The 24,085-nt window shown below is 66.6% G+C and carries 24 protein-coding genes; 17 read left to right on the top strand and 7 right to left on the bottom strand.

From position 1 onward, the window contains the following. Positions 1-21 precede the first annotated feature (21 nt). The 5 genes from WKW80_RS14405 to WKW80_RS14385 form a co-directional block, all read right to left on the bottom strand. Positions 22-963, bottom strand: coding sequence for a branched-chain amino acid ABC transporter permease (locus WKW80_RS14405; protein ID WP_340364255.1), 942 nt, complete (start codon positions 961-963; stop codon positions 22-24). After that, entirely contained in the window at positions 960-2,243 is a 1,284-nt protein-coding gene (locus tag WKW80_RS14400) for a metal-dependent hydrolase family protein (protein WP_340364254.1), read from the bottom strand. Before WKW80_RS14400 ends, WKW80_RS14405 begins: the two co-directional genes overlap by 4 nt. Before the next feature lie 67 nt (positions 2,244-2,310). Then, entirely contained in the window at positions 2,311-3,600 is a 1,290-nt protein-coding gene (locus tag WKW80_RS14395) for a metal-dependent hydrolase family protein (protein ID WP_340364253.1), read from the bottom strand. Between the two features lie 26 nt (positions 3,601-3,626). Continuing rightward, positions 3,627-4,424, bottom strand: a complete 798-nt coding sequence (locus WKW80_RS14390; RefSeq protein ID WP_340364252.1) for an alpha/beta fold hydrolase — start codon at positions 4,422-4,424, stop codon at positions 3,627-3,629. A gap of 3 nt (positions 4,425-4,427) precedes the next feature. Beyond that, positions 4,428-5,294, bottom strand: a complete 867-nt coding sequence (locus WKW80_RS14385; protein WP_340364251.1) for a fumarylacetoacetate hydrolase family protein — start codon at positions 5,292-5,294, stop codon at positions 4,428-4,430. 169 nt (positions 5,295-5,463) lie between these two features. Here WKW80_RS14385 and WKW80_RS14380 point away from each other — a divergent pair, with 169 nt between their 5' ends. From WKW80_RS14380 to WKW80_RS14370, 3 genes are read left to right on the top strand one after another with little or no spacing between them, the layout of a single operon-like run. Continuing rightward, a complete protein-coding gene (locus tag WKW80_RS14380) occupies positions 5,464-6,993 on the top strand; it encodes an alpha/beta hydrolase fold domain-containing protein (RefSeq protein ID WP_340364250.1) in 1,530 nt (509 codons plus the stop codon). Continuing rightward, positions 6,980-7,633, top strand: a complete 654-nt coding sequence (locus tag WKW80_RS14375; protein ID WP_340364249.1) for a phosphoribosyltransferase — start codon at positions 6,980-6,982, stop codon at positions 7,631-7,633. Before WKW80_RS14380 ends, WKW80_RS14375 begins: the two co-directional genes overlap by 14 nt. Beyond that, the gene (locus WKW80_RS14370; RefSeq protein WP_340364248.1) at positions 7,620-8,567 is read left to right on the top strand and encodes a LysR family transcriptional regulator; all 948 of its coding nucleotides are present in this window, start codon (positions 7,620-7,622) and stop codon (positions 8,565-8,567) included. The genes WKW80_RS14375 and WKW80_RS14370 overlap by 14 nt, the downstream gene beginning before the upstream one ends. A gap of 5 nt (positions 8,568-8,572) precedes the next feature. On the opposite strand, the gene WKW80_RS14365 is transcribed toward WKW80_RS14370, so the two are convergent. Beyond that, entirely contained in the window at positions 8,573-9,844 is a 1,272-nt protein-coding gene (locus WKW80_RS14365; RefSeq protein WP_340364247.1) for a cytochrome P450, read from the bottom strand. Between the two features lie 14 nt (positions 9,845-9,858). On the opposite strand from WKW80_RS14365, the gene WKW80_RS14360 reads away from it, so the two are divergent. Then, positions 9,859-10,680 (top strand): metallophosphoesterase family protein, encoded by an 822-nt coding sequence (locus tag WKW80_RS14360; protein WP_340364246.1) that lies wholly within the window; start codon positions 9,859-9,861, stop codon positions 10,678-10,680. Between the two features lie 12 nt (positions 10,681-10,692). Here the strand turns inward: WKW80_RS14360 and WKW80_RS14355 are convergent, their stop codons facing one another. Continuing rightward, complete coding sequence (locus tag WKW80_RS14355) at positions 10,693-11,175, bottom strand: cyclic nucleotide-binding domain-containing protein (protein ID WP_340364245.1); 483 nt, start codon at positions 11,173-11,175, stop codon at positions 10,693-10,695. Positions 11,176-11,426: 251 nt separating this feature from the next. Between WKW80_RS14355 and WKW80_RS14350 the strand changes: the two genes are divergently transcribed. The 13 genes from WKW80_RS14350 (at position 11,427) to WKW80_RS14290 (ending at position 23,963) form a co-directional block, all read left to right on the top strand. Beyond that, the gene (locus WKW80_RS14350) at positions 11,427-11,939 is read left to right on the top strand and encodes a cupin domain-containing protein (protein WP_340364244.1); all 513 of its coding nucleotides are present in this window, start codon (positions 11,427-11,429) and stop codon (positions 11,937-11,939) included. A gap of 34 nt (positions 11,940-11,973) precedes the next feature. Next, positions 11,974-12,981 (top strand): hydroxyquinol 1,2-dioxygenase, encoded by a 1,008-nt coding sequence (locus WKW80_RS14345; protein ID WP_340364243.1) that lies wholly within the window; start codon positions 11,974-11,976, stop codon positions 12,979-12,981. 59 nt (positions 12,982-13,040) lie between these two features. After that, a complete protein-coding gene (locus WKW80_RS14340) occupies positions 13,041-14,783 on the top strand; it encodes an FAD-dependent oxidoreductase (protein ID WP_340364242.1) in 1,743 nt (580 codons plus the stop codon). 58 nt (positions 14,784-14,841) lie between these two features. Beyond that, positions 14,842-15,219, top strand: coding sequence for a c-type cytochrome (locus tag WKW80_RS14335; RefSeq protein WP_340364241.1), 378 nt, complete (start codon positions 14,842-14,844; stop codon positions 15,217-15,219). 16 nt (positions 15,220-15,235) lie between these two features. Beyond that, positions 15,236-15,700 (top strand): nuclear transport factor 2 family protein, encoded by a 465-nt coding sequence (locus WKW80_RS14330; protein WP_340364240.1) that lies wholly within the window; start codon positions 15,236-15,238, stop codon positions 15,698-15,700. A gap of 41 nt (positions 15,701-15,741) precedes the next feature. After that, positions 15,742-17,205: an aldehyde dehydrogenase family protein gene (locus WKW80_RS14325; RefSeq protein WP_340364416.1), complete on the top strand. Its 1,464-nt coding sequence runs from the start codon at positions 15,742-15,744 to the stop codon at positions 17,203-17,205. Positions 17,206-17,210: 5 nt separating this feature from the next. Further along, positions 17,211-18,278 carry a maleylacetate reductase gene (locus tag WKW80_RS14320; RefSeq protein WP_340364415.1) on the top strand — a complete coding sequence of 356 codons (1,068 nt, stop codon included), beginning with the start codon at positions 17,211-17,213 and terminating at the stop codon, positions 18,276-18,278. A gap of 44 nt (positions 18,279-18,322) precedes the next feature. Then, positions 18,323-19,582 (top strand): ABC transporter substrate-binding protein, encoded by a 1,260-nt coding sequence (locus tag WKW80_RS14315; RefSeq protein WP_340364239.1) that lies wholly within the window; start codon positions 18,323-18,325, stop codon positions 19,580-19,582. Between the two features lie 6 nt (positions 19,583-19,588). Then, positions 19,589-20,308: an ABC transporter ATP-binding protein gene (locus WKW80_RS14310; protein ID WP_340364238.1), complete on the top strand. Its 720-nt coding sequence runs from the start codon at positions 19,589-19,591 to the stop codon at positions 20,306-20,308. A gap of 148 nt (positions 20,309-20,456) precedes the next feature. After that, complete coding sequence (locus tag WKW80_RS14305; RefSeq protein WP_340364237.1) at positions 20,457-21,158, top strand: ABC transporter ATP-binding protein; 702 nt, start codon at positions 20,457-20,459, stop codon at positions 21,156-21,158. Positions 21,159-21,173: 15 nt separating this feature from the next. After that, positions 21,174-22,034, top strand: a complete 861-nt coding sequence (locus tag WKW80_RS14300) for a branched-chain amino acid ABC transporter permease (RefSeq protein WP_340364236.1) — start codon at positions 21,174-21,176, stop codon at positions 22,032-22,034. Then, positions 22,031-23,104: a branched-chain amino acid ABC transporter permease gene (locus tag WKW80_RS14295; RefSeq protein ID WP_340364235.1), complete on the top strand. Its 1,074-nt coding sequence runs from the start codon at positions 22,031-22,033 to the stop codon at positions 23,102-23,104. Before WKW80_RS14300 ends, WKW80_RS14295 begins: the two co-directional genes overlap by 4 nt. Next, the gene (locus WKW80_RS14290; RefSeq protein WP_340364234.1) at positions 23,088-23,963 is read left to right on the top strand and encodes an intradiol ring-cleavage dioxygenase; all 876 of its coding nucleotides are present in this window, start codon (positions 23,088-23,090) and stop codon (positions 23,961-23,963) included. The genes WKW80_RS14295 and WKW80_RS14290 overlap by 17 nt, the downstream gene beginning before the upstream one ends. Positions 23,964-24,085 lie beyond the last annotated feature (122 nt).

Genomic DNA, 24,085 nt, shown 5'->3' with positions numbered 1-24,085 from the left:
ACCGGACGGCCCCCGCGCGGCTCATGTGTTCCTCCCCATCAGCCCGCGCGGCTTGAACGCGAGGGCGATCACCATGATCACGAACGTGAATACCACGCTGTAGGTCGGTGCATAGGCAAGGCCGAACTGTTCGGCCAGCCCGATCAGCATCGCCCCGATCGCCGCCCCCACGACGCTGCCCATGCCGCCGACGATCACCACCACCAGCGACGCGAGCAGATAGCGCGTGTCTTCGCCCGGCGACACCGACAGGGCCGTTCCGCCGACCACGCCGGCCAGTCCGGCAAGTCCCGCGCCGATCGCAAAGGTCAGCGCAAACACGCGCTGCACGTTGACGCCGGACGCAGCCAGCATGCCCCGGTCATCCACGCCGGCGCGGATCATCATGCCGACTCGCGTGCGCGCGAGCAGGAGCCACAGCCCGACGCCGATCACGACGGACGCGACGAATACAAAGATGCGATAGGTCGGAAACTTGTTGACCAGCGGCAGCGTGGTCGAGCCGTAGATCCAGGAGGGCGGGTCGAAGGTGTAGATCTCGGCGCCCCAGATCCAGAGCGCGATGTCGGCCAGCACGATCGACAGGCCGATCGTCACCAGTGTCTGGCGCAAGTCCTGCCCCTGCATGTGCCGGAACACAAGCACCTGCATCAGCAACCCCAGCACCGCGGCGGCAAGAAAGCCCGCGACGACCGCGAGCACCCAGGAGCCTGTGTGCTCGCCGACATACCAGCCGATGTAGGCGCCGATCAGGTAGAGCGATCCGTGCGCCAGGTTGACGTTGCGCATCAGGCCGAAGACCAGCGTGAAGCCGCTCGCTACCAGGAAGTAGAGCGACGCGAGCGTGAGCCCGTTCAGGAAGGTCTTGAAGAACAGCGTGTAGTTGTCCCAGATCGCCCAGACCACGAACACCGCGACCGGCACGCCGAACAGGATCCACGGAAGCCAGCGTCTGAAGCTCACGCAGCACGCTCCCATGCCCGTTGCGAGGCAATCTCCGGCGCCTTGGCAAACTCGCCGTCCTTCATCACCGCGAGGATGCGCTTCGGGTCGCGCAGGATCGAGAGGTTGGCCAACGGGTCGCCGTCGACCAGCAGCAGGTCGGCGAGGTAGCCGTCCTTCAGCACGCCCAGTTCGTCGGGCTTCATCATGATCTGGCCGCCGTAGAGAGTGGTCGAGCGGATCGCCTCCATCGGAGTGAAGCCGAGGTACTTGACGAAGAATTCGAGGTCGCGCGCGTTCTGCGTATGCGGCGTGAATGCAAAACCGTAGTCGCCGCCGGGCAGCACGCGGATGCCGCGCTTGTGCATCTTGGAAAGCGAATCGAGCGCCGCTTCCCATTCGATCTCGTAGCCCATGTCCACCGCCATCGCGTGCGTGATGCCATAGGCCTCGGCCTCGTGCAGCATCGCGTACAGGATGGCAATGCCGGGCGCGACGAACACGCGGTCCTTCGCGGCCTCGAGCATGTCGAGCGCCTCGTTGTCGGCGAAGCTGGCGTGGTAGATCAGGTCGATGCCATGGCGCAGCGCCTGCTTCACGCTTTCCGACGAGCGCGCGTGGGCGATGCCGCGTTTGCCGCGGATCTTGACCTCGCGCATCGCGGCGGCGACTTCCTCATCGAGCATCCAGGTCGTTTCCGCTGGCGACTGCGGCGTGAAGTTGTCGCCCGACAGATTGAGCTTGACCGAATCGACGCCGTACTTGAGGAACATGCGAACGGCCTTGCGCATTTCGTCGGCGCCGCAGACGTTCACGCCGAAGCTGAATTCGGGGAAGGGCAGGTGCGGCAAGGTCTCGTCGCCGAGGCCGCCGAGCACGGTGATTTCCTGGCTGGCGGCGAGATAGCGCGGGCCGGGAATCTGCCCTGCGTTGATCGCGTTGCGAATCACCACGTCGAGCCGCGGCTTGGCGCACGCTGCGCCCACGCAGGAGGTGAACCCGGCCTGCAGATAGCGCCTTGCGACCTTGGCGCACCACAGCACATGCTCTTCGAGCGGCATGGTCTGGATGGCCGCGAGCGAGGCCGCGTCGTTCCACGAGAAGTGCGTGTGCGCCTCGCACATGCCGGGCATCAGGGTGGCGCCGGCACCGTCGATGATCTGCGCGCCGCCGGGCGAGATGGGCGCCGAACTCCGTCCGACCTGGCGGATGCGATTGCCCCGAACGAGCACGCTGCCGGGGTACGGGTTCTGCCCGGTGCCGTCGAGGATGCGGACATTGGTGAAGACGACATCGCTCATGTGCTTCTCCTGTCTTGTGCCCATTCCATGACGTCGGGCGTCCTGCGCACGAGGAAGGGTCGGTATTTCATGCCGCCCAGCGCGTCATTTGCGAACGCCGCACCGGCGGCGCGCGATGAAATTCGCCATCCTTCATGACGGCCATGATCCGCGACTTGTCCTGCAGCACCGTGATGTCCGCCAGCGGATCGCCGTCGATCAACAGGATGTCGGCCAGGTAGCCCTCCCGGATGTAGCCGATCACCTTGCCCATGCGCATCATCGGGCCGCCCCAGGCAGTGGCCGACAGCAGCGCTTCCATGGTGCTCATGCCCACGTACTTGACGAAGTACTCCAGGTCTTTCGCGTTGGTGCCGTGTGGCGTCCAGGCAAAGCCGTAATCGCCGCCGGGGAGGATTCGGATGCCGCGTTTGCGCATCGCGCGCATGCTTTCGATGGCCGCCTCGAGCTCACGGTGATAGCCCATCTTGCGCGTCACCTCGGGCGTCAGGCCCCATTGGCTGGCGTGATGGCTGGTGTTGATCAGCCAGGCCAGGCCCGGCGCGATGAAATGCTCCATCTTGTGCGCCTCGAGCATGTCGAGCGCCTCTTCGTCGGTAAAGCTCGCGTGGTAGATCACCTCGATGCCCTGCTTCACGCATTGCTTGATCGACCAGGTCGAGCGTGCATGCGCCGCGACGCGCTTGCCCCAGGCCTTGGCTTCCTCGACGCAGACGCGGACCTCTTCCTCGGTGAACTGGCTCGCCTCGCTCGGCATGCCCGTGATCGATTCGCCAGAGAGATTGATCTTCAGCGAGTCGACGCCGTACTTGCAGAACATGCGCACGCAGCGGCGCATTTCCTCGGCGCCGCTGACGATCGCCCCGAAGGCGAATTCGGGCTGCGGCAGGTGCGGCTGCGTGGTGTCGCCGAGTCCGCCTGGCACCGTGATCTCCTGGCTCGCGGCGAGGTAGCGCGGGCCGACGATGGTGCCGTCGTTGATCGCGTTGCGGATCACGACGTCCAGTCGCGGCTTGGCGGTGGCGGCACCGACGCAACTGGTCCAGCCCATGTCGAGATAGCGCTTCGCGACCTCGGCGCACCAGAGGATGTGTTCTTCGGGCGGCATGCGCTGGATCGCGTCGAGGCTGGGCTGGTCGTTCCAGGAGAAATGCGTATGCGCCTCGACCATGCCGGGCATCAGGAAGGCGCCGGCGCCGTCGATCACCTGCGCACCGCTGACAGGCGCCGACCTCGCGCCGTAGCCCGTCTTCACGACGCGCGAGATTCGGTTGCCTTGCACCAGCACGTCGCCCATGAACGGCGCCTCGCCGCCGCCGTCGAAGACCTTCACGTTGGTGAACATCACATCGGCCATGTTCGGCTCCTTGCCTGGCTTCCTGTTCAGCTTCTTGCAGTAGCCGCGAGAAAGTCGCGCAGTTCGCGCTGGCACTCCTCGGGCCGCTCCACCGGCGTCCAGTGCCCGCAGCGCGGCAGCACCACGACGCGCTTGCTCGCGGCGCGGTGCAGCCGGTCGGCCATGGCGCGAACGGCTTGCGGCGGCGCCACGCCGTCTTCGTCGCCGGTCACCAGCAGCACCGGTGCCTCGATCTGGTCCACCGCGGCGGGTTGTGCCTCTGCCAGCGCCTCGCAGCTGCGCGCGTAGGCGTCGCCGTCCTGCCGCATCAGGCTCTCGCGAACGTAGGCCACGGCAATCGGCAGGCGCTCACGCGTGTCGGCCGAGATCGATGTCTGGAGCAGCGCCTGCGCGATGTCCTGCATGCCGGCGGCACCTTCGCGCGCCTTTGCCGCACGTGCCTTGATGGCGGTGCGCGCGGCATCGGGCGGCGTGATCAGCGGCCCGAACATCGCCAGGCTTGCAACCCGCCTGGGATGCGCCGCCGCGATGTGCTGCAGGACGATGTTGCCCATCGAGTGGCCCACCCAGTGCGCGCGCGTGACCTTGAGCCGATCGCAGACGTCGAGCGTCGTCGCGACGTAGCGCTCGATCGTGAGGCCGCCCTCGGCCCGCTGCGACCGGCCGCTGCCCGGCAAGTCGACGCGCACCACGCGATGCCGCGCCATCGCCGGCATCAGCGGCGTGAAGGTGTTCGAACTGCCGCCCAGCCCGTGCACGCAGACGACGGCCGGGCCTTCGCCTTCTTCTTCCACCGCGATGCGGTCGATCAATTGAAAGCTCATGGTCTATTCGAACCTGTTCTCGATGACCCCGACGCCATCGATTTCAATGCGCACCACGTCGCCGGACCTGAGCCATTGCGGCGGGTTCTGCCCCATGCCGACACCGGACGGCGTGCCGGTCGCGATCACGTCGCCGGGGTGCAGCGTGATGCCACGCGAGCAGGTCTCGATCAGCGTGGGGATGTCGAAAATCATGTCGCGCGTCTGCCCGTCCTGCCGCAGCGCACCGTTGACCCAGCCGCGCACGCGGGTGGCGCGGCCGTCGAGTTCGTCGGCCGTCACGATCCACGGGCCCATCGGGCAGAAGGTGTCGAAGCTCTTGCCCAGGTCCCACTGCTGGTGGCGCATCTGCACGTCGCGCGCAGTGACATCGTTGACAACGGTGTAGCCAAAGACATGGTCCATTGCCCGCGAGGCCGGAATGTCGCGCCCGCCGCGCCCGATGACCACGGCCAACTCGGATTCGTAGTCGATCTGCACCGACACGGAAGGCGGGGGCAGCCGAACCGCGTCGCGCGGGCCGATCACGCATTCGCCGAGCTTGCCGAAGACGATGGGCCACGGATCGGTTTCGGGCATGGCGGCGCGGAACACCGTGCCGGCCAGTTCGGCTGCATGCGCGCGGTAGTTGCGGCCCACGCAAAAAATGCTGCGCAGCGGGCGCGGCAGCGGCGAGCGCAGCGTGACCAGTTCGGCCGGGAGCCGCGTGCCCGATGGAGGCGGCAAGGGCTCGCCGTCGGCCAGTGCCTGGATCAGGGGAAGGGCGCCGCGCGACGCGTCACGCACGCCCAGCGGCGTGGCCTCCCGCCCATCCGGCGAGATCGTGCCCACGTAGTCGCGACCACCCCAATTCCAGCTGGCCAGGCGCATTGACTTTTGTCTCCATGTTGCCCCGGGTCGGGCCGGCTCGGGCCGGTCGCCTCGGGATCTTGGAAGTCAGGTTTGAGACTTGCATCTCAAATCGGGATCGCTGCATCATACGGGCCGGCCACAGAAATTCACAAGCAGACCCGGGCCGCTCCGGACCCGTACAAACCCGATGGCACGACTGAAACACAAGCTGAGCGAACCGCCGACGCCGCCTGAACGCGGGGTCAAGGCCGCCACGTTCAAGCTGCTGCTCGATACGGCCATGGACATCATCAAGGAGAGTGGGCACATCCCCTCGGTGGCGGAAGCCGCGGCGCGGTCGAGGGTGTCGCGCGCGACGGCGTATCGCTACTTTCCGAGCCGCAGCGCGCTGGTGACGGCGGTGATCGACAGCTCGCTCGGACCGGTCCGCAAGCTGGCCTCGGACAACCCCAACGGCCGGGAGCGGGTGCATGAGTTGTTCCTGCAGACCTTTCCGCGGTTCAAGGAGTTCGAGGCGCAGTTGCGCGCGGCGGCGCAACTCTCGCTGGAGCAGTGGGGCCTGGAGCGCGCCGGCCTGCTCGAGGAAGAGCCCTATCGGCGCGGCCACCGCGTGCGGATCCTGGAGCACGCCATCGAGCCGCTTGCGCCGCTGATGCGTCCGTCGGTGCGCGACCGGCTTCACCATGCCCTGTCCGTTGTCTACGGCATCGAGCCGTACGTGATCCTGAAGGACATCTGGGGGCTGCGCGACCGCGAGGTGGAGCGCACGGCGCTGTGGATGGCCGACGCGCTGATCGACGCCGCGCTGCGCGAATCGGGGCAACCGACCCAAGGCGCTCGCATGCCCCGGGCAACCCGCCGGCCGCCGGAGTGGTTCGACACGCAATACAACAACCGCGCCCGCATCCCCGGGCACCCGGCCATCCTCCAGCATTGGGCCGATGCATCCGCGAGTGCATTGCAGCAACCCGGCTGGGTGCTGGACCTGGCCTACGGCGACGATCCGAGCGAGCGCCTCGACATCCTTCCCGCGCAAGGCCCCGGCGCCCCGGTTTTCGTCTACATCCACGGCGGCTACTGGCGCGCGCTGGACAAGCGCGACCATGCCTTCATCGCCCCGCCGCTGGTCGAGGCGGGCGCGACGGTCGTGATGCTCAACTACGCGCTGTGCCCGGCGGTCAGCATCGAGCACATCGTGCTGCAACTGGTGCAGGCGCTCGCCTGGGTTCACCGGCGTGCGTCAGAGCATGGCGGCGATCCCGCACGCATCGTCGTGGCCGGCCATTCGGCTGGCGGCCACCTGGCCACGATGCTGTTGGCCTGCGACTGGCCCACTGTCGCGGCCGACCTGCCGGCGGACCTGGTGAAGTCGGCCCTGTCGATCTCGGGCCTGTACGAGTTGGAGTCACTGCGCCACACGCCGTTCCTGGCTCCCGACCTCGGGCTGAGCGAAGCGTCCGCCTTGCGACTGAGCCCTGCGGCCATGCCTGCGCCCTCGTGTGGATCGCTCGTCACGGTGGTGGGCGGCGACGAGAGCGAGGAGTTCCACCGCCAGGCTGCGCTGATCTCCGGGGCGTGGGGCCCGCGCGTCGTGATCGCGGCGGAAAGCGAAACCGGTCGCAATCACATGAACGTGCTCGACGAGCTCGCCAACCCGCTTTCCTCCACGCATCGTCGGGCGCTGGAGTTGCTGGGCCTTTGCCATGGCAATCCATGAATTCCGGGACAGGCGCGCCGCCGGCCGCGCGCTTGCGCAATCCCTGGCTGCGTACGCCGACCAGCCGGACGTGCGCGTCCTGGCGTTGCCGCGCGGCGGCGTTCCGGTGGCCTTCGAGGTGGCTGAGGCGCTGCACGCGCCGCTCGATGTGTTCGTCGTCCGGAAGCTCGGCGTGCCTGGCCATGAGGAGTACGCGATGGGGGCCATCGCCACGGGACACATGCAAGTCCTCGATGACGAAGTGGTGCGCCAGCTCGGCCTCAGCGACGCCGCCATCGCCCGCGTGGTGCAGGCCGAGCGCGCCGAACTGGAACGGCGCGAGCGGCAATACCACAGCCGCCGGCCCGCGCTGGACGTGCGCGGCTGCAAGGTCTTGCTGGTCGACGACGGCCTGGCAACCGGCTCGACGATGCGCGCCGCCGTGCGCGCGCTGCGTCTGCTGCAACCTGCCTGCATCATCGTGTGCAGCCCTGTCGCCTCGGTCGAAGCGGCTGCGCTGTTGCGCGGCGAGGCGGACGAGGTGATATGCCTCTTCACGCCGGCGCACTTCCACGCCGTCGGCAAGTGGTATACGGACTTCTCCCAGACTACCGACGAGGAAGTGATGGAGCTGCTGGACCGCCCCCATGGACCGACTTGAGAACATAGAGACCTTCGTGCGCGTCGCGCAGACGCAGAGCTTTGCCGAGGCTGGCCGGCAATTGCGGGTGGCCAAGTCGGTCATCACCAGCCGGATCAAGCAACTCGAAGACCATGTCGGTGCGCCGCTGTTCCACCGCAGCACGCGGGTGGTGCGGCTCAGCGACGTCGGGCAGGCCTTCCTGCGCGACTGCACGGAACTGGTCGGGCGTGCCAACAACGTGTTCGACCAGATGCGCGACGCGCGTGCCGGCCCCACCGGCACGCTGCGCATCCATGCGCTGACCGGATTCGTGCTGGGTCACTTCGCGGCGCTGCTGCGCGAGTTCCAGACCAACTATCCGGACATCCGGCTGGAATTGATCGTCAGCGATGCGGTGGTCGACCCGGTGAAGGCGGGGGTCGATTGCGCCTTGCAGATTTTCCCGGCGGCATCCACCGAGCTGATTTCAAGGCCGCTGTTTCCGGTGCGCCGCGTGTTCTGCGCGACGCCGGAATATCTCAAGGGGCACGGCCGGCCCCAGACCCCGCGCGAGTTGCACAAGCACTCGCTGGGCCTCTACTCGGGCTATCCGACGCGCGACCGCTGGACCTTCCACCACCAGGGCGAACAGGTCACGCTCTACATGAGCGCCGCGCTGCTGACCAACAGCGTGCACTTGCTGCGCGAGTACGCGCTCGACCATGCCGGCATCGTCTGCCTGCCGACGATGGTGGCGGGCGACGCCATCCTGCGCGGCGACCTGGAGGTGGTGCTGGCCGACCACGCGCTGTCGTCGTTCTCGCTGAGCGCGGTGTACGCGGGCACGTCGCGCAATGCCTTCAAGCTGAAGCTGTTCATCGAGCAGATCGGGGCCGCGTTTGCCAAGGTGCCGCCATGGGACGCGGCGATGATCGAGAAGGAACTGATTCCCGTCGAGCTGATCTTCGACTGACCGCGTCAGTTGACGATTCGCACCGGCAAGTGCGTGAACCCGTGCACGAAGGAGGAGCGCACCCGCTTCGGCTCGTCGACGATCTCGATGTTGTCGAAGCGCTTCAGCAGTTCTTCCCACAACACCCGCAATTGCAGATCGGCGATCCGGTTGCCGACGCAGCGATGGATGCCGAAGCCGAAAGACAGATGAAGCCGCGGCATGGGCCGGTCGATGATGAACTTGTACGGATCCTTGATCATCGCGTCGTCCCGGTTGGCCGACAGGTACCACAGCGCCAGCTTGTCGCCCTTGCGGATCTGCTTGCCGCCCAGTTCGGTGTCTTGCGTGGCGGTGCGGCGCATGTAGGCCAGCGGGGTCTGCCAGCGGATGATCTCGGTGATCATGCTGCCGACAAGCGAAGGGTCGGCGCGCAGCTTCTTCATCTCCCCGGGGTGGCGCAGCATCGCGAGCAGGCCACCGGTCATGGTGCTGCGCGTCGTGTCGTTGCCGCCGACGATGAGCAGCACCAGGTTGCCCATGTATTCCATCGGCGTCATGTCGCGCGTCGTCGGGCTGTGCGCCAGCATCGAGACCAGGTCGGGGCGTGGCGGCGCGTTCACCCGCTCGTTCCACAGCTTCATGAAGTAGCCGAGCATCTCGCGCAACCCGGCCATGCGAACCTCGGGCTCCGGCGCGTCGGGGTTGGTGAGCTTGTTCGAGGTGGCGATGTCCGACCAGTAGGTGAGCTTGCGTCGCTCCTCCTGCGGAAAGTCGAACAGCGTGGCGAGCATCATGCCGGTCAACTCGATCGACACCCGGTCGACCCAGTCGAAGGTCTCGCCGCGCGGCAGGCCGTCGAGCACCTTGCAGGTGCGTTCGCGGATGAGGCTTTCCCAGCCGTCGAGATTGGGCTGCGCCGCGATGGGGCTCACCACCTTGCGCTGCTCGTCGTGCCTGGGTGGGTCCATCGCGATGAACATCTGCAATTGCTGTTCGCCCGGCGGGAAGTCCATCAGCGTGATGCCGCCGAGGCTCCAGTCCGACGAGTAGATGTCGTGGTGCGTCTCCACCTGCATGATGTCCCGGTAGCGGGTTACCGACCAATAGTCGCCGATGCCCTCGACCGGGCTGTGCGATCGGTGCACCGGGTCTTCCCGGCGCAGGCGCTGGAACAGGTCGCCGATGGTGTCGTCGACGAACCATTGCGGATCGGCCGGGTTGATGCCTTCGAGCGACATCGCTTCGATCTGCGCGCGCGAGGTTGGGGCTGCCTCTGTCGACCGGGTCAAGTCCATGGTGATGAGTCCTCGTGAACGGCTCGAGTCTGGCGCCGGATGCGGCGGCTGACAAGCTGGTGCGAACCTTGCTGGCAGCTGACTCAGTGCGCATCCTCCTTGTCTCCGACCTCCACTACACATTGCCCCAGCTCGACTGGGTGGTCCGCCTGGCACCGTCCTTCGACCTCGTGGTGCTCGCCGGCGATCACCTGGACGTGAGTTCGCCGGTGTCGCTCGACGCGCAGTCGGTCGTCCTGCTGCGCTACTTTTCGCTGATGAAGCCAGGCACCTCGCTGGTGCTTGCATCGGGCAACCACGACCTGACGGGGCCGGACCCTCACGGCGAAAAGGCGGCGCTGTGGTTGCCGGAGAGCCGCCGCACCGGTGTCTACACGGACGGCGATTCATTGGTGATCGGCGACACCCTGATCACGATCTGTCCGTGGTGGGACGGCCCGGCGGGCCGGGCCGCGCTCGAACTGCAACTGGCCGCCGATGCGCAGCGACGCCCGGCGCGCTGGGTCTGGGTCTATCACTGGCCGCCGGTCGGCTCGCCCACCTGCTGGACGGGCAAGCGGGAGTACGGCGACGCGGACGTCGCAGCCTGGATCGCGAGGTTCCAACCCGACCTGGTGTTGACCGGACATGTGCACGAGCCGCCTTTCAAACCGGCGGGCGCCTGGGCGGACCGCATCGGCACTACCTGGGTCTTCAACGCCGGAAGGCAGATCGGGCCGGTGCCCGCGCACATCGTGATCGACCTGGCGGAGGGCACCGCATCGTGGCACTCGATGATGGGCGAGGAAGCGCTGGCCTTGGGGGCGCAACGCGCGCCTGCGCGCTCGGTGTTTTGAGGAGCGCCGCCTTCAATAGTCGGGATTCGGCTCTCTCTCCGAACCCGGCCGCACCTGCGGGCCCTGGCGGTGTGCCAGTTGATTCAGCACATCCGACACCATCGCGAGGCCGGGCGAATCGCCGTACTGGTTCTTCAAATCGGCGAGATACGTCGTGACGAAGGCCAGGCGTTCGGCCAGGCCCACGGCGATGAGTCGCGTGATGGCGGGGTTGCTCATCAGCAAGGCGTGCCCATCGGCCGCGTAGCGAAGAACGCACGGCTCACTCGCCACGACGGTGGCGCTGTAGGGTGAATTCAGCAGTAGAGAGATTTCGCCGATGGCTGCGCCCGGACGGCTGACGGAACTGATGGCGGTGCCCGCCTTGCTGACCTGCAATGTCCCCGAAATGAGGATCCAGAGGCCATCGCCGGATTCGCCTTCGCGCACCAAAGTGTCGCCAGGCGCCAGCGTGATTTCAGGAAGGCCGGCGGTGCGCTGCAGGAGTTCGTGCATGCGTCCATGTTAGGCGAACTCCCCTTTTTTTCTGGCGGTCTTGTGCCGGGAAGCGGGGCAGGCGGAGCAGGGCGGAGAAATTGGGCCGGGAAGGCTGCCGGCTGCCCGCCTGTCCCCGTGTAAACCCTGCCGATTGGACGCAATCCCCGAACAATGCGGTTCGAATTTAGCGCCTACCGCTCGCAACGCCCCCTCCCTACAGTTCGGTCATCCGCAGCGCCGCTGCACCTTCGACCCCAGGAGACAACTGCATGCCAGCCACCGCCTACCAAACCCGCTTCGGGTCCTTGAAGAACTTCGAGAAGGGCCGCGTCGAGCCGATCGCCGATGACGTGCGCCACTACGCTTTCTCCAATTGCTTCGACATCGCCAATCGCAGCAAGCCGTACGAGAAGGTCGTGTTCGGCCAGAACCAGATCTATGTGCTGGAGACGCTGCGCGCCGAAGGCACTTCGCCCTGGTACACCTGTGCGCATGACGAGTTCGCGCTCGTGATGGACGGCGATGTCGAAGTGCACCTGGTGCAGCTCGATGCGAGCCAGACCGTGGCCGATGCCGAAAAGAACGGCGCGGTGCTCGTCAAGGGCGAACCCAAGGGCAAGAAGATGGGCTGGATGAAGCTGTCGCGCGGCCACCAGGGCCTGCTGCCGAAGAACACCGCCTACCAGTTCCGCACGCAGGGCGACCCCGGCGTGATCGTGCTGCAAAGCTGCAAGGGCGACCTCTCGGTCGAGAAGTGGTCCGAGATCTGCCAGATGCAATGAACCCATCGACATCGTCATCAGGAGCACACACACCATGAACGCACCCGCAGAACTCGCCAAGGTGATCGCGTCGCAGCCCGACGCCTCGCTTGGCTACAAGGATTTTTCGCTCGGCAGCTTCGGCTTCCGCCGCGACGAGTATTTCGCGCACATCACCTGGAAGACCCGCGATGGCCGGCCGATGAGCCACACGCTGGATGTCGGCAACTACCTGCGCGCCCTGATGCGCGACGTGGCCTGGGGCTTCTTCTACGGCTGGGTCAACTTCGACGACGTGGTCGGCACGGTCAACCACTACCAGTCGGTCGACATGTATGCCGGCAGCTACAACGGCACGATGAAGGAAGCGGGCATCGACATGCTGGAGAACTTCCCGACTGCGCAGATCCGCGCCACCTTCGAGGCAATGCTCGACGACTGGACCAACGAAACCTTCGACCCGTTCTCGGCGCCGCAGGAAACCGGCACGCCTTATGGCCGCAAGAACGGCAACAACACTGCCAAGATCACCCGTGCCCGCGAACTGGCCAAGCGTTGCGTGGGCCTGAAGGGCGACTTGAACCTGCGCAGCGACGAGAGCGGCGCCAAGGTCAATCGCGCCTTCGCCGACGTGCCGCAGGAGCAGCCCGAGCTGCATCCGGAGCCGGGCTTCGAGAACGACGTGCATGCGTTCAACCTGTTCGGCTTCCTGAGCCGCTCGCAGGTGACGTGGAACCCGAGCTTCACCTCGGTCGTCAAGCACAGCTACATGTGCCCGACCACCGAGGAGCACATCCTGCCGATCATCCATGGCAACGACCGCGTCGAGTGGTTCTTCCAGATGACCGACGAGATCCACTGGGACTGCGGTGACAAGAACACCGGCAAGCCCATGGCCCGCGTGATCATGAAGGCCGGCGACATGTCCGCCATGCCTGCCTACTGCCGCCATCAGGGCTTCAGCCCGAAGCGCTCGATGCTGCTGGTCTGGGAGAACGGCTCGCCGACGCTGGTGTACGAAATCCAGAAGGGCGAAAGCCCGGAAATCCCCGTCCAGTTCTAACTCGTTCGCATCCGGGGCGAAGCGGCCTCGCTGCATCGCCCCACACCAGGAGACATGACATGGCAGACCCCAAACGGTCCGATGCCGGCGCAGCTTCGCGCCGACGATTCATACAGCACGCAGGTGCAACTTCGGCGGTCGCCGCGGCCGCGACCCTGGGACTTTCCGTGGAGGCGGCCGAGCCGGCCCAGAAGTTCGACGAGACCTTCGACATGGTGGTCTGCGGGAGTGGCTGCGGCGGCCTGGCCTCGGCGCTGTTTGCGCGGTGGCAGGGCAACAGCGCCGTGATCCTCGAGAAGGCCGGCAGCATCGGTGGCACGACGGCGAAGGCGGCCTTCTGGTACTGGGTGCCGAACAACGAGGCCATGAAGAAGGCCGGCGTCGCCGATCCGAAGCCCGACTTCCTCAAGTACGTGGCCCGCCTGTCGAACCCCCAGGGCTACGACGCCTCTCATCCGCGCTTCGGACTGACGCAGTGGGAGTACGACATGTGCGAGGCCATCTACGACAGCGCCTCGCCGGCCGCCGAGTTGCTGGCCGCGAAGGGCGCGCTGCCCTATCGCCACTGCCCCGACGTGCCGGACTATTTTTCGGAACTGCCCGAGGACAAGGCGCCCAAGGGTCGCGTGCTGGTTCCCGCCGGCGCGATTCCCAGCATGTCCGATGGCGGCCTCGTCGCGGTGCGCACCATGTCCACCAAGGCCAGGCAGGAAGGCATCCCGATCCGCACCGGCATGCGCGTCGTGAAGATCATCCAGAGCCCCGCGGGCCGCGTGATCGGCGTCGAGGCCAAGGATGAGCTGGGCGCAACGGTGCGGCTGCGGGCCCGCAAGGCGGTGATCTTCGCCACGGGTGGTTTCACGCACAACGTGGAGCTGCGCAAGAACTTCCTCAACGGCCCGATCTACGGCGGCTGCGCCACACCCAGCAACGAAGGCGATTTCGTGAAGATGGCCGGCCCGCTCGGCGCGCAACTGCGCAACATGAACTATGCGTGGAGTTGCCCGATCCCGCTGGAGAAGGCGGTCGCCCGGGACGGCTCGATGTCGGGCATGTTCTCGGTGGCCGGCGACTCGATGCTGTTCGTCAACAAGTACGGCCGCCGCACCGTCAACGAGAAGCTGCAATACAACGAGCTGGCGCAGACCTTCTTCGAGTGGGACGGTGCGAAGGCCGAGTACCCCGACCTGGTCCGTGTCGCGGTGTGGGACCAGCGCTCGCAGCAGAACTCGGCCAGCGCCGAATACGGCCGGCTGATCGTGCCGCCGGGCACGGACGATCGCCACGTCATCAAGGGCAACACGCTTGCGGAGCTGGCCCGCGCGATCGACGAGCGCTTCGCCAAGTACGCCGGCGTGATCGGCGGGGCGCGGCCGTCGCCGGACTTCCTGGCGAACCTGCAGGCGTCGATCACGCGTTTCAACGGGTTCGCGAAGACCGGCAAGGACCTGGACTTCAAGCGCGGCGAGCGTGCCGTGGAACTGCTCTTCAACGGCGACGTGAAGGACGAGCCCGGGCGCGCCAATCCGACGATGTGGCCGCTGTCGGACACCGGGCCGTATTACGCCGCGCTGGTGGTGTCGGGCACGCTCGACACCAAGGGCGGGCCGAAGACCGACACGCACGGCCGCGTGCTCGACGGCAGCGACAAGCCGATCCCGGGGCTGTATGGCGTTGGCAACTGCGTGGCTTCGGCATCGGGTCGCGCGTATTGGGCAGGTGGCGCGACGCTCGGGCCGATCATCGCCTTCTCGTATCGCACAGCCAATGCGGCGAGTGCAGACGCGGGGGGTGCGGCATGAGCGGCGCACGGCTGCCCGAAGGTGCTCGCACCGCAGTGCGCAGCAAGGAGGATTTCCAATGATCGCCTTGGCTGCTTCAAGGTGGGCGCTCGGCCTGGCGCTGGCCGGCGCCGCGCTCTGCGCGCAGGCCCAGTCGCCCGGCGAGCGCCTCGCCCAGAACAGTTGCACGCAGTGCCACAGCTTCGGCAAGGGCGAGCCGAACGGCGTCGGCCCGAACCTGTACGGCCTGCTCGGCAAGCAGGCCGCCAGCAGCCCCGGCTTCACGTATTCGAAGCAATACGTCGATGCCATGAAGGGCAAGACCTGGGACAAGGCGTTGCTCGAGCGCTGGCTCACCGACACGCAGTCCGTCGCACCCGGCAGCACGATGGTCTATTTCCAGGACGACCCGAAGAAGCGCGCGGCGCTCGTCGAGTATTTGCAATCGCTCAAGTGAAAAGAGGAGACACACCATGGCACTTACACGCCTCACCATGACCGACGAGCAGCGCAAGTCGGTCGCCCTCGAATACCTCAAGGCCTACGACCACGGCGGCGTCACGTCCACCGGTGGCTCGATCCTCGACCTGTTCGCCGACGACGCCCAGGTCTACTTCCCGAAATGGGGCCTGGCCAACGGCAAGGAAGAAATCGGCCGCATGTTCGGCGACCTCGGCGGCCGCGGCAAGGCGATCACGCACGACTACGCGGGCTTCAACTGGATCATGACCGGTGGCGACATGTTCGCCTGCGAAGGCACCAGCCATGGCGAGCACGTCGATGGTCCGTGGCGCGCCGGCGTGCCCGAGTGGGCGGCGGGGCGCTGGTGCGACGTGTTCGAGGTGCGCGACTGGTTGATCCAGCGCTGCTTCATCTACCTCGATCCCGACTATGCCGGCAAGGACACCGCACGTTACCCATGGTTGAACACGAAATGAACCTCACCGACATCCAGCAGGCCGCGGGCCTCAGCACGCCGATACGGCACCAGCTCTTCATCGACGGCAAGTTCGTCGATGCGGAATCCGGCGAGACGCTGGCCACGCTCAATCCGCACGACAACTCGACGATCGCCGACGTGGCGCTCGCGGGCAAGGCCGACGTGGACAAGGCGGTGGTCGCGGCCCAGCGCGCCTTCCCGAAATGGAGCCGCCTGGCGGCGGCTGACCGTGGGCGGATCCTGCTGCGGCTTGCCGACCTGATCGAGGCGAACGGCGAAGAACTCGCGCGGCTCGAATCGCTCGACACCGGCCATCCGATCCGCGATTCGCGCAACCTCGACGTGCCGCGGACGGCGGCGTGCTTCCGCTACTTCGGCGGCATGGCCGACAAGTTCCAGGGCGAGACGATTCCGGTGGAAGCGGGCTTTCTCAACTACACGCTGCGCGAGCCCGTGGGTGTGGTGGGGCAGGTGGTGCCGTGGAACTTTCCGCTCATGTTCACGAGCTGGAAGATGGCGCCCGCGCTGGCATCGGGCAACACGATCGTGATGAAGCCGGCGGAGATCACGCCGCTGAGTTCGCTGCGCATCGCGGAGCTGATGGCCGAGGCCGGCTTGCCTGAAGGCGTGGTCAACATGGTGCCGGGGCTCGGCAGTGTTGCGGGCCAGTACATCGCGGAGCACATGGACATCGCGAAGGTGGCGTTCACCGGCAGCACCGCGACCGGTCGGCGCGTAATCCAGGCGAGCGCCAGCAACCTGAAGAAGGTGCAACTCGAACTTGGCGGAAAGGGCGCCAACATCGTGTTCGAGGACGCGAACCTCGTCGCTGCAGTCAACGGCAGCGCGTGGGCGATCTTTCACAACCAGGGGCAGGCCTGTATCGCGGGCTCGCGGCTGATCCTGCACGAGAAGATCGCGGACGCCTTCCTGGAGAAGTTCATTCCGCTCGCGAAGTCGGTGCGGCTCGGCAATCCGCTCGATGCGGCGACGGAGATGGGGCCGCTCACCAGCGCGCTGCACCGCGAGCGCGTGCTGAGCTATGTCGACGTGGCGCGCGCGCAGGGCGGCGAAGTGCTGGCCGGTGGCAAGTCGCCGGGCGGTGACCTGGCGAACGGCTGCTATGTGGAACCGACCATCGTGCGGGCTGCCTCGTACCTCGATCGCGTCGCGCAGGAAGAAGTGTTCGGCCCGTTCGTCACCGTGCTCACCTTCAAGACCGACGAGGAAGCGCTGCAGATCGCCAACGGCACCGACTACGGCCTGGGCAGCGGCCTGTGGACCACCAACCTGCAGCGCGCCCACAAGTTCGCCCGCGAACTGCATGCCGGGATGGTGTGGATCAACAGCTACAAGCGCGTGAACCCGGGCTCGCCGTTCGGCGGCGTGGGGCAGAGCGGCTATGGGCGCGAGATGGGCTTCGACGCGATGCGCGAGTACACGCAGGTCAAGAGCGTGTGGGTCAACGTCGACGCGCAGATCCCCCCGCATTTCGTGCGGTGACCGCGATGCAGGACTTCGTCTACACCAGCCAGCCGCAGCGCGTCGTCTTCGGCGCGGGCGCGCTGAAGCACCTGGGCCGCGAGATCGACGCGCTGGGCGCGAAGCGCGCGCTGGTGCTTTCCACGCCTGAGCAGCGCAAGCAAGCCGAACGCGTGGCTGACCTGCTCGGCGCGCAGGCGGCGGGCATCTTCGACCGGGCCGTGATGCATGTGCCGATCGAGACGGCGCGCGAGGCACGCGAGGTGGCGCGACAGCTCGGCGCCGATTGCGCGGTGGCGATCGGCGGCGGCTCGACCACCGGCCTCGGCAAGGCCATCGCGCTCGACTCCGGCCTGCCGATCCTGGCGATTCCGACGACCTATGCCGGCAGCGAGATGACGCCCATCTACGGCCTCACCGAAGCCGGCCTGAAGAAGACCGGCAAGGATCCGCGCGTGCTGCCGCGCACCGTGATCTACGACCCCGAGTTGTCGCGCACGCTGCCGGTCGGCCTCAGCGTGACCAGCGGCATCAACGCCATCGCGCACGCGGCCGAGGGTCTGTATGCGCAGGACAGCAACCCGGTGATGGACCTGATGGCGCAGGAGGGCATCTCCGCGCTGGCCCGCGCGCTGCCGGCCATCCGCCGCGACGCGCAGGACATGGAGGCGCGCGCCGATGCGCTGTATGGCGCGTGGCTGTGCGGCTCCGTGCTGGGCAATGTCGGCATGGCCTTGCACCACAAGCTGTGCCACACGCTGGGCGGCAGCTTCAACCTGCCGCATGCGGAGGTTCATACGGTCGTGCTGCCGCATGCCATTGCCTTCAACGCGCAGGCAGCGCCGAAGGCCATGACGCGCATTTCGAGGGCTCTCGGCTCGGCGTCCGGGCCACAAGGCTTGTATGCGCTGGCCAAGGACAACGGTGCGCCTGTCGCGCTGCGCGACATCGGCATGCGCGCCGAAGACCTCGACCGCGCCGCGGACATCGCCGTCAGCAATCCCTACTGGAACCCGCGCCCCTTCGGCCCGGCACAGCGCGACCTGATCCGCGCCCTGCTGCAACGCGCCTGGGAAGGCGTACCACCGGCGTAACGCCCCGTTTTCAAGTGCTCGATCCACAGAACAAGGAGACCATCATGGCATTCAATCGCAGACAGTTCACGCAGGCCGCGGCCGCCCTCGCAGCGACGGGCGTCACGCCGCTGGTGTTCGCGGCAGACACGATCAAGATCGGCTACGTGTCCCCGCAGACCGGGCCGCTGGCACCTTTCGGCGAGGCCGACAAGTGGGTCATCGACCAGATGAAGACCGCGTTCAAGGATGGCATCGGCATCGGCGGCAAGAAGTACGACGTGCAGATCGTGCTGAAGGACAGCCAGTCCAACCCCAACCGCGCAGGCGAGGTCGCCAACGACCTGATCCTCAAGGACAAGGTCGCGCTGGTGCTGACGGCCGGCACGCCCGAAACGGCCAACCCCGTGAGCGACGCCTGCGAACTCAACGAGGTGCCGTGCATCTCCAGCGTGGTGCCGTGGCAGCCGTGGTTCTTCGGCCGCAAGGGTGATCCGGCCAAGGGCTTCGCCTGGACCTACCACCTGTTCTGGGGCCTGGAAGACGTGATCGCGAATTTCACCGACGGGTGGAAGTCGGTGCCTACCAACAAGAAGGTCGGCGGCCTGTTCCCCAACGACGGCGACGGCAATGCGTGGGGCGACAAGGAGCTCGGCTTTCCGAAGCCGCTGTCCTCGATGGGCTTCACGCTGGTGGACCCGGGCCGTTTCCAGAACGGTACGCAGGACTTCAGCGCACAGATCGCGGCGTTCAAGAAGGAGGGCGTGGAGATCGTCACGGGCGTCGTGATCCCGCCGGATGCAAAGACCTTCCTGACGCAGGCGCGGCAGCAGGGCTTCAAGCCGAAGGTCATCACCCTGGGCAAGGCGTTGCTCTTCCCTGGCGCGATCGAGGCGCTGGGCGATCTGGGAGACGGCCTGTCGACAGAGGTGTGGTGGAGCCCGTCGCATCCTTTCACGTCGAGCCTGACCAAGCAGAGCGCCCGGGCGTTGGCCGATTCGTACGAGAGCGGCGCCAAGAAGCAGTGGACGCAGCCGATCGGCTTTGCGCACGCACTTTTCGAAGTGGCGGCCGACGCGTTGTCGCGTGCCAAGTCGCAGAAGGCCTCGGATGTGCGCGATGCAGTGGCGGCCACATCGATCAACACCGTGGTTGGCCCGGTGAAGTGGGGCGGGGCGGGTCCGTTCAGGAACGTGAGCAAGACGCCGCTGGTACTCGGCCAATGGGGCAAGGGCAAGAAGTACAAGTACGAGCTGACCATCGTCAGCGACGAGCAGGCAAAGAGCATCCCGGTCGGCGGTGCGCTGCGGCCGATGCCGGGTTGACGCGTCATGTCGCTGCTTGCATTGCATGCGGTAAGCAAGTCGTACGGCGCCCTCAAGGTGACCGACGACATCTCGCTCGCCGTGAAGAAAGGAGAGACGCTCGGCATCCTCGGGCCGAACGGCGCGGGCAAGACCACGCTGTTCAATCTGATTTCGGGGGATGCGCGTGTCGATGCGGGGCGCGTGGAATACGAGGGGCGGGACGTGACCGCGCTGAAGCCGCACCAGCGCTGCCACGCCGGCATCGGGCGCAGCTACCAGGTGCCGCAACCGTTCGGGAACATGAGCGTGTTCGAAAACCTGGTGACCGCGGCTTGCTTCGGGGCGCAGCAGACCGAGCATGAGGCCTGGGAGACGGCGCATGAGGTCTTGCAGCAGACGGGGCTGATGCCGCACGCGAACAAGCCGGCCGGTGGGTTGACCCTGCTCAACCGCAAGCGGCTGGAATTGGCGCGGGCATTGGCGACGCGGCCGAAGCTGCTGTTGCTGGATGAGATCGCGGGCGGGCTCACGGAGCACGAGGCGAAGCAACTCGTCGAAGAACTGCAACGCATCAAGTCCAGAGGCGTGACGATGATCTGGATCGAACATGTGGTGCACGCGCTGCTGTCGCTGGCGGACCGGCTGTTCGTCATCAACTTCGGGCAGAAGCTGGCGGAAGGCGAGCCGCTGGCGGTGATGAACGACGCCGAGGTCCGGCGCGTATACATGGGGATGGAAGCATGACGAGGCTTTTTTCTTTTTCCCTCTCCCTCCGGGAGAGGGCCAGGGTGAGAGCACGCGGCGTGTCCAGCGCTGCCGGCCCTTGCATCGCCCGGAGCCCCCACCCCAACGCGCTCCCGGAGGGAGAGGGAGCCAGAGAGGGAGCGCGGACATGACTGCGTTGCTCACGACCCAGGGGCTGCAAGCCTTCTACGGCGACGCCCAGGCCTTGTTCGGCGTCGACTTCACCTTGGAACAAGGCGAACTCGTCGCCGTCATCGGCGCCAACGGCGCGGGCAAGTCGACGCTGCTGAAGTGCCTGACCGGCCTGGTGCGGGCCCCGCGCGAGGCGATTCACTTCAAGGGCGAGGCCGTCGGCGGCCTGCCGCCCGGCGAGATCGTGAAGCGCGGGCTCGCGATGGTGCCGGAAGGCCGCCGGCTCTTTCCGAGCCTGAGCGTCGAGGAGAACCTGCTCATCGGCGGCCTCTCGCAGCGCAAGGGCCCGTGGGACCTCAAGCGCCTCTACAAGCTGTTTCCCATCCTGGCCGAAAAGCGCCACAACCCCGGCACTTCGCTTTCCGGCGGCCAGCAGCAGATGGTGGCGCTCGGCCGTTCGCTCATGAGCAACCCGGAGGTTCTGCTGTGCGACGAACTCTCGCTCGGCCTTGCGCCGATCGTGATCCGCGAAATCTACGCGGCCATGCCGGACATCACCCGGGAAGGCATGACGGTCGTGATCGTCGAGCAGGACGTGACGATGGCGCAGCGCGTGTCGCGGCGCATCTACTGCCTGCAGGAGGGGCGCGTGTCGCTGCAGGGCCGCTCCGACCAACTCACGCGGGACCAGATCTCGCAAGCCTATTTCGGGCTTTGACACAGGAGGCATGGCGTGATCGAAACTGTTCTCCAGGGCATCCTGCTCGGCGGCCTCTACACCCTGTTCGCGCTTGGCCAGTCGCTGATGTTCGGCGTCATGCGGCTCACCAACACGGCGCAGGGCGACTTCATCATCCTCGGCGCATTCGCGGTGATCGCGGGCACTTCGCTGTTCGGCGGCGCACCGGTGCCGGCCGCGCTCGCGGTGCTGCCGGTGGCATTCGGGTTCGGCTATGCGCTGCAGCGCTATGTGCTGAACGGAACGCTCGGCAAGGACCCGTTGCCTTCGCTGGTCGTCACATTCGGCCTGTCGATCGTCATCCAGAACCTGCTGCTCGAAGTGTTCTCGGCCGACCCGCGGTCCATCGAGACCGGCGGGCTCAACACGCAGGGCCTGCAGATCGGCGATTCGCTGTCGCTGGGCATCCTGCCGCTCATCGTGCTGGCGATTGCGCTGGTGGCCACGGGTGCGCTGCAATGGCTCTTTGCGCGAACGGCGCTGGGGCGGTCTTTCCGCGCGGTGTCGGACGACCGCGAGATCGCCGAACTCATGGGGCTCAATGCGAAGAAGGTCTATGCCCTTGCCACCGGCATCGCCTTCGTGCTGATCGCGGTCGCCGGTGCGTTGCAGGGTATGCGAACGACCGTGTCGCCTTCCGACGGCCCGCTGTTGCTGCTGTTCGCCTTCGAGGCCGTGATCATCGGCGGCATGGGTTCCTTCTGGGGCACGCTGGCCGGCGCGATGATCCTGGGCATCACGCAGCAGATCGGCTTCCGCCTGGACCCGGGCTGGGGCATCTGGTTCGGCCACATCGTTTTCCTGCTCGTGCTGGTGTTCCGGCCGCAGGGGCTCTTTCCGAAGACACGCTCATGAACCCACATACCTTTGATGTCGTGCGCGGCACTTCGGCGAGCCGCACCGCGCTGATCGTTGCCGTGCTGCTCGTCGCGCTGGCTGCCAGCCTTCCGTTCTGGGGCGAATCGAGCTGGATGCGCGAGTTCGTCGAGATCGCCTGCTACTTCATCTTCGCGATGATGTGGAACCTGCTGGCCGGCTATGGCGGCATGGTGAGCATCGGACAGCAGGCCTTCTTCGGCTTCGGCGGCTACGTGATGCTGATGCTGGGCAACTTCCTCGGGCTCAATCCGTTCGTGGCAATTCCGCTGGGCGCGGCGGCGGCTGCGCTGATCGCGGTCCCGGTGTCGTTCGTGGCGTTTCGGCTGTCGGGTGGATATTTCGCGATCGGCACCTGGGTGATCGCGGAGGTCTTCAGGCTCAGTTTCGCCAACCTGTCGGCCGTCGGCGGCGGGTCCGGCACCACGTTGACGGCCTTGCGCGGCATCGAGAAGGCCACGCGCGAAAACACGACCTACTGGATGGCGCTGGCTTGCGTGGTTGCGGCGATCGCACTGGTCTATCTCTTTCTGCGCAGCAAGCGCGGCCTGGCGCTGCTTGCCATTCGGGACAACGAAGTCGCTGGCGAATCGCAAGGCATCCCGGTCGCGCGCATGAAGCTTGCGGTGTACGTGGTCGCGGCCTTTGGCGCGGGCATGGCGGGTGCGCTGTACTTCGTCGGCAACCTGCGCATCAGCCCCGATGCGGCCTTCAGCGTCAACTGGACGGCGTTTGCGATCTTCATGGTGGTCATCGGCGGCATTGGCCGCATCGAGGGCCCGCTGGTCGGTGCGCTCATCTTCTGGGCCATGAACAAATTCCTCAGCGACTTCGGCACGTGGTACCTGCTCGGCCTGGGCCTGCTGGCGATCGTCGTCACCATCTACTTCAAGCAAGGCCTGTGGGGCTTCGCGCAGCAACGCTGGGGATGGTCGCTGTTCCCGACGCAGCGGCGGCTGGTGCTGCCGATGCCGTCCACCGAAAAGCGCCCGGCGCCCGTATCCTCGACGCCCCACCTGGAGATTCCCGCCCATGCGAAACATCAATGAAGACACGATCACGGGCGCAGTGCTCGATCGCCTTGCGGACACGCCCGATCCGCGGTTGAAGGAAATCATGTCGGCCCTCGTTCGGCACCTCCACGACTTCGCACGCGAGGTGAAGCTGACGGAACACGAGTGGATGCAGGGCATCGAGTTCCTCACCGCGACAGGCCAGAAATGCGACGACAAGCGCCAGGAGTTCATCCTGCTGTCGGACACGCTGGGCTTGTCCATGCTCACGGTCGCGCTCAACCATTCCAAGAGCGCGCAGGCGACCGAGGCCACGGTTTTCGGTCCTTTCCACGTGCCGGGCGCACCGGTGCTGTCCCTGGGGAGCGACATCGCCAACGGCGCAAAGGGCGAGCCGCTGTTCGTGAATGCCACCGTGCGCGGAACGGACGGAAAGCCTGTCGCCGGCGCGGTCGTCGACGTGTGGGAGGCCGATGCGGAAGGCTTCTACGACCTGCAGCGCCCCGGCCTGGATCATGCAGAGGGCCGCGCAGTCTTCCAGACCGACGGGGAAGGGCGCCTCTACTTCAAGGCAATCATGCCCGTGGCCTACCCGATCCCGACCGACGGCCCGGTCGGCACGATGCTCGAGGCCACGCGTCGGCACCCATGGCGCCCCGCGCATGTCCACTTCATCATCCAGGCGCCAGGCTACGAGACGCTGATCACGCACGTCTTCAAGGACGGCGACGCGTACCTCGACAGCGATGCCGTGTTCGGCGTGCGCAGCTCGCTGATCGGAGACTTCCGGTCGCAACCGGCCGGCGTCGCGCCGGACGGGTCGATGCAGGCGGGGCCGTTCCACGCGCTCGACTTCGACTTCGTGCTGGAGCCCGTGATGCAGGCGAAGCCGTAGCCGAAGCCGGCCTATCCTCCGGCGAACAGGCTGGTTGACCCGCCGGGTGCGCCGTTCCCGCTCAGCTTCCTGGCCCGATGGCCTACGTTCGAGCGCCCGCCGATCGCGCAAGCTCGCTGGCG

The organism is Variovorax humicola, assembly GCF_037889915.1.
Lineage (GTDB): Bacteria > Pseudomonadota > Gammaproteobacteria > Burkholderiales > Burkholderiaceae_C > Variovorax > Variovorax humicola.
Note: the sequence above shows the minus strand (reverse complement) of the source record. Positions and strands in the feature narration are given on the sequence as shown.

Bases quoted from the DNA above. Each gene is read 5' to 3' on its own strand.
- WKW80_RS14400 (WP_340364254.1), bottom strand. From the start codon at position 2,243: ATGAGCGATGTCGTCTTCACCAATGTCCGCATCCTCGACGGCACCGGG.
- WKW80_RS14395 (WP_340364253.1), bottom strand. From the start codon at position 3,600: ATGGCCGATGTGATGTTCACCAACGTGAAGGTCTTCGACGGCGGCGGC.
- WKW80_RS14390 (WP_340364252.1), bottom strand. From the start codon at position 4,424: ATGAGCTTTCAATTGATCGACCGCATCGCGGTGGAAGAAGAAGGCGAA.
- WKW80_RS14385 (WP_340364251.1), bottom strand. From the start codon at position 5,294: ATGCGCCTGGCCAGCTGGAATTGGGGTGGTCGCGACTACGTGGGCACG.
- WKW80_RS14380 (WP_340364250.1), top strand. From the start codon at position 5,464: ATGGCACGACTGAAACACAAGCTGAGCGAACCGCCGACGCCGCCTGAA.
- WKW80_RS14375 (WP_340364249.1), top strand. From the start codon at position 6,980: ATGGCAATCCATGAATTCCGGGACAGGCGCGCCGCCGGCCGCGCGCTT.
- WKW80_RS14370 (WP_340364248.1), top strand. From the start codon at position 7,620: ATGGACCGACTTGAGAACATAGAGACCTTCGTGCGCGTCGCGCAGACG.
- WKW80_RS14365 (WP_340364247.1), bottom strand. From the start codon at position 9,844: ATGGACTTGACCCGGTCGACAGAGGCAGCCCCAACCTCGCGCGCGCAG.
- WKW80_RS14355 (WP_340364245.1), bottom strand. From the start codon at position 11,175: ATGCACGAACTCCTGCAGCGCACCGCCGGCCTTCCTGAAATCACGCTG.
- WKW80_RS14350 (WP_340364244.1), top strand. From the start codon at position 11,427: ATGCCAGCCACCGCCTACCAAACCCGCTTCGGGTCCTTGAAGAACTTC.
- WKW80_RS14345 (WP_340364243.1), top strand. From the start codon at position 11,974: ATGAACGCACCCGCAGAACTCGCCAAGGTGATCGCGTCGCAGCCCGAC.
- WKW80_RS14340 (WP_340364242.1), top strand. From the start codon at position 13,041: ATGGCAGACCCCAAACGGTCCGATGCCGGCGCAGCTTCGCGCCGACGA.
- WKW80_RS14335 (WP_340364241.1), top strand. From the start codon at position 14,842: ATGATCGCCTTGGCTGCTTCAAGGTGGGCGCTCGGCCTGGCGCTGGCC.
- WKW80_RS14330 (WP_340364240.1), top strand. From the start codon at position 15,236: ATGGCACTTACACGCCTCACCATGACCGACGAGCAGCGCAAGTCGGTC.
- WKW80_RS14320 (WP_340364415.1), top strand. From the start codon at position 17,211: ATGCAGGACTTCGTCTACACCAGCCAGCCGCAGCGCGTCGTCTTCGGC.
- WKW80_RS14315 (WP_340364239.1), top strand. From the start codon at position 18,323: ATGGCATTCAATCGCAGACAGTTCACGCAGGCCGCGGCCGCCCTCGCA.
- WKW80_RS14310 (WP_340364238.1), top strand. From the start codon at position 19,589: ATGTCGCTGCTTGCATTGCATGCGGTAAGCAAGTCGTACGGCGCCCTC.
- WKW80_RS14305 (WP_340364237.1), top strand. From the start codon at position 20,457: ATGACTGCGTTGCTCACGACCCAGGGGCTGCAAGCCTTCTACGGCGAC.
- WKW80_RS14295 (WP_340364235.1), top strand. From the start codon at position 22,031: ATGAACCCACATACCTTTGATGTCGTGCGCGGCACTTCGGCGAGCCGC.
- WKW80_RS14290 (WP_340364234.1), top strand. From the start codon at position 23,088: ATGCGAAACATCAATGAAGACACGATCACGGGCGCAGTGCTCGATCGC.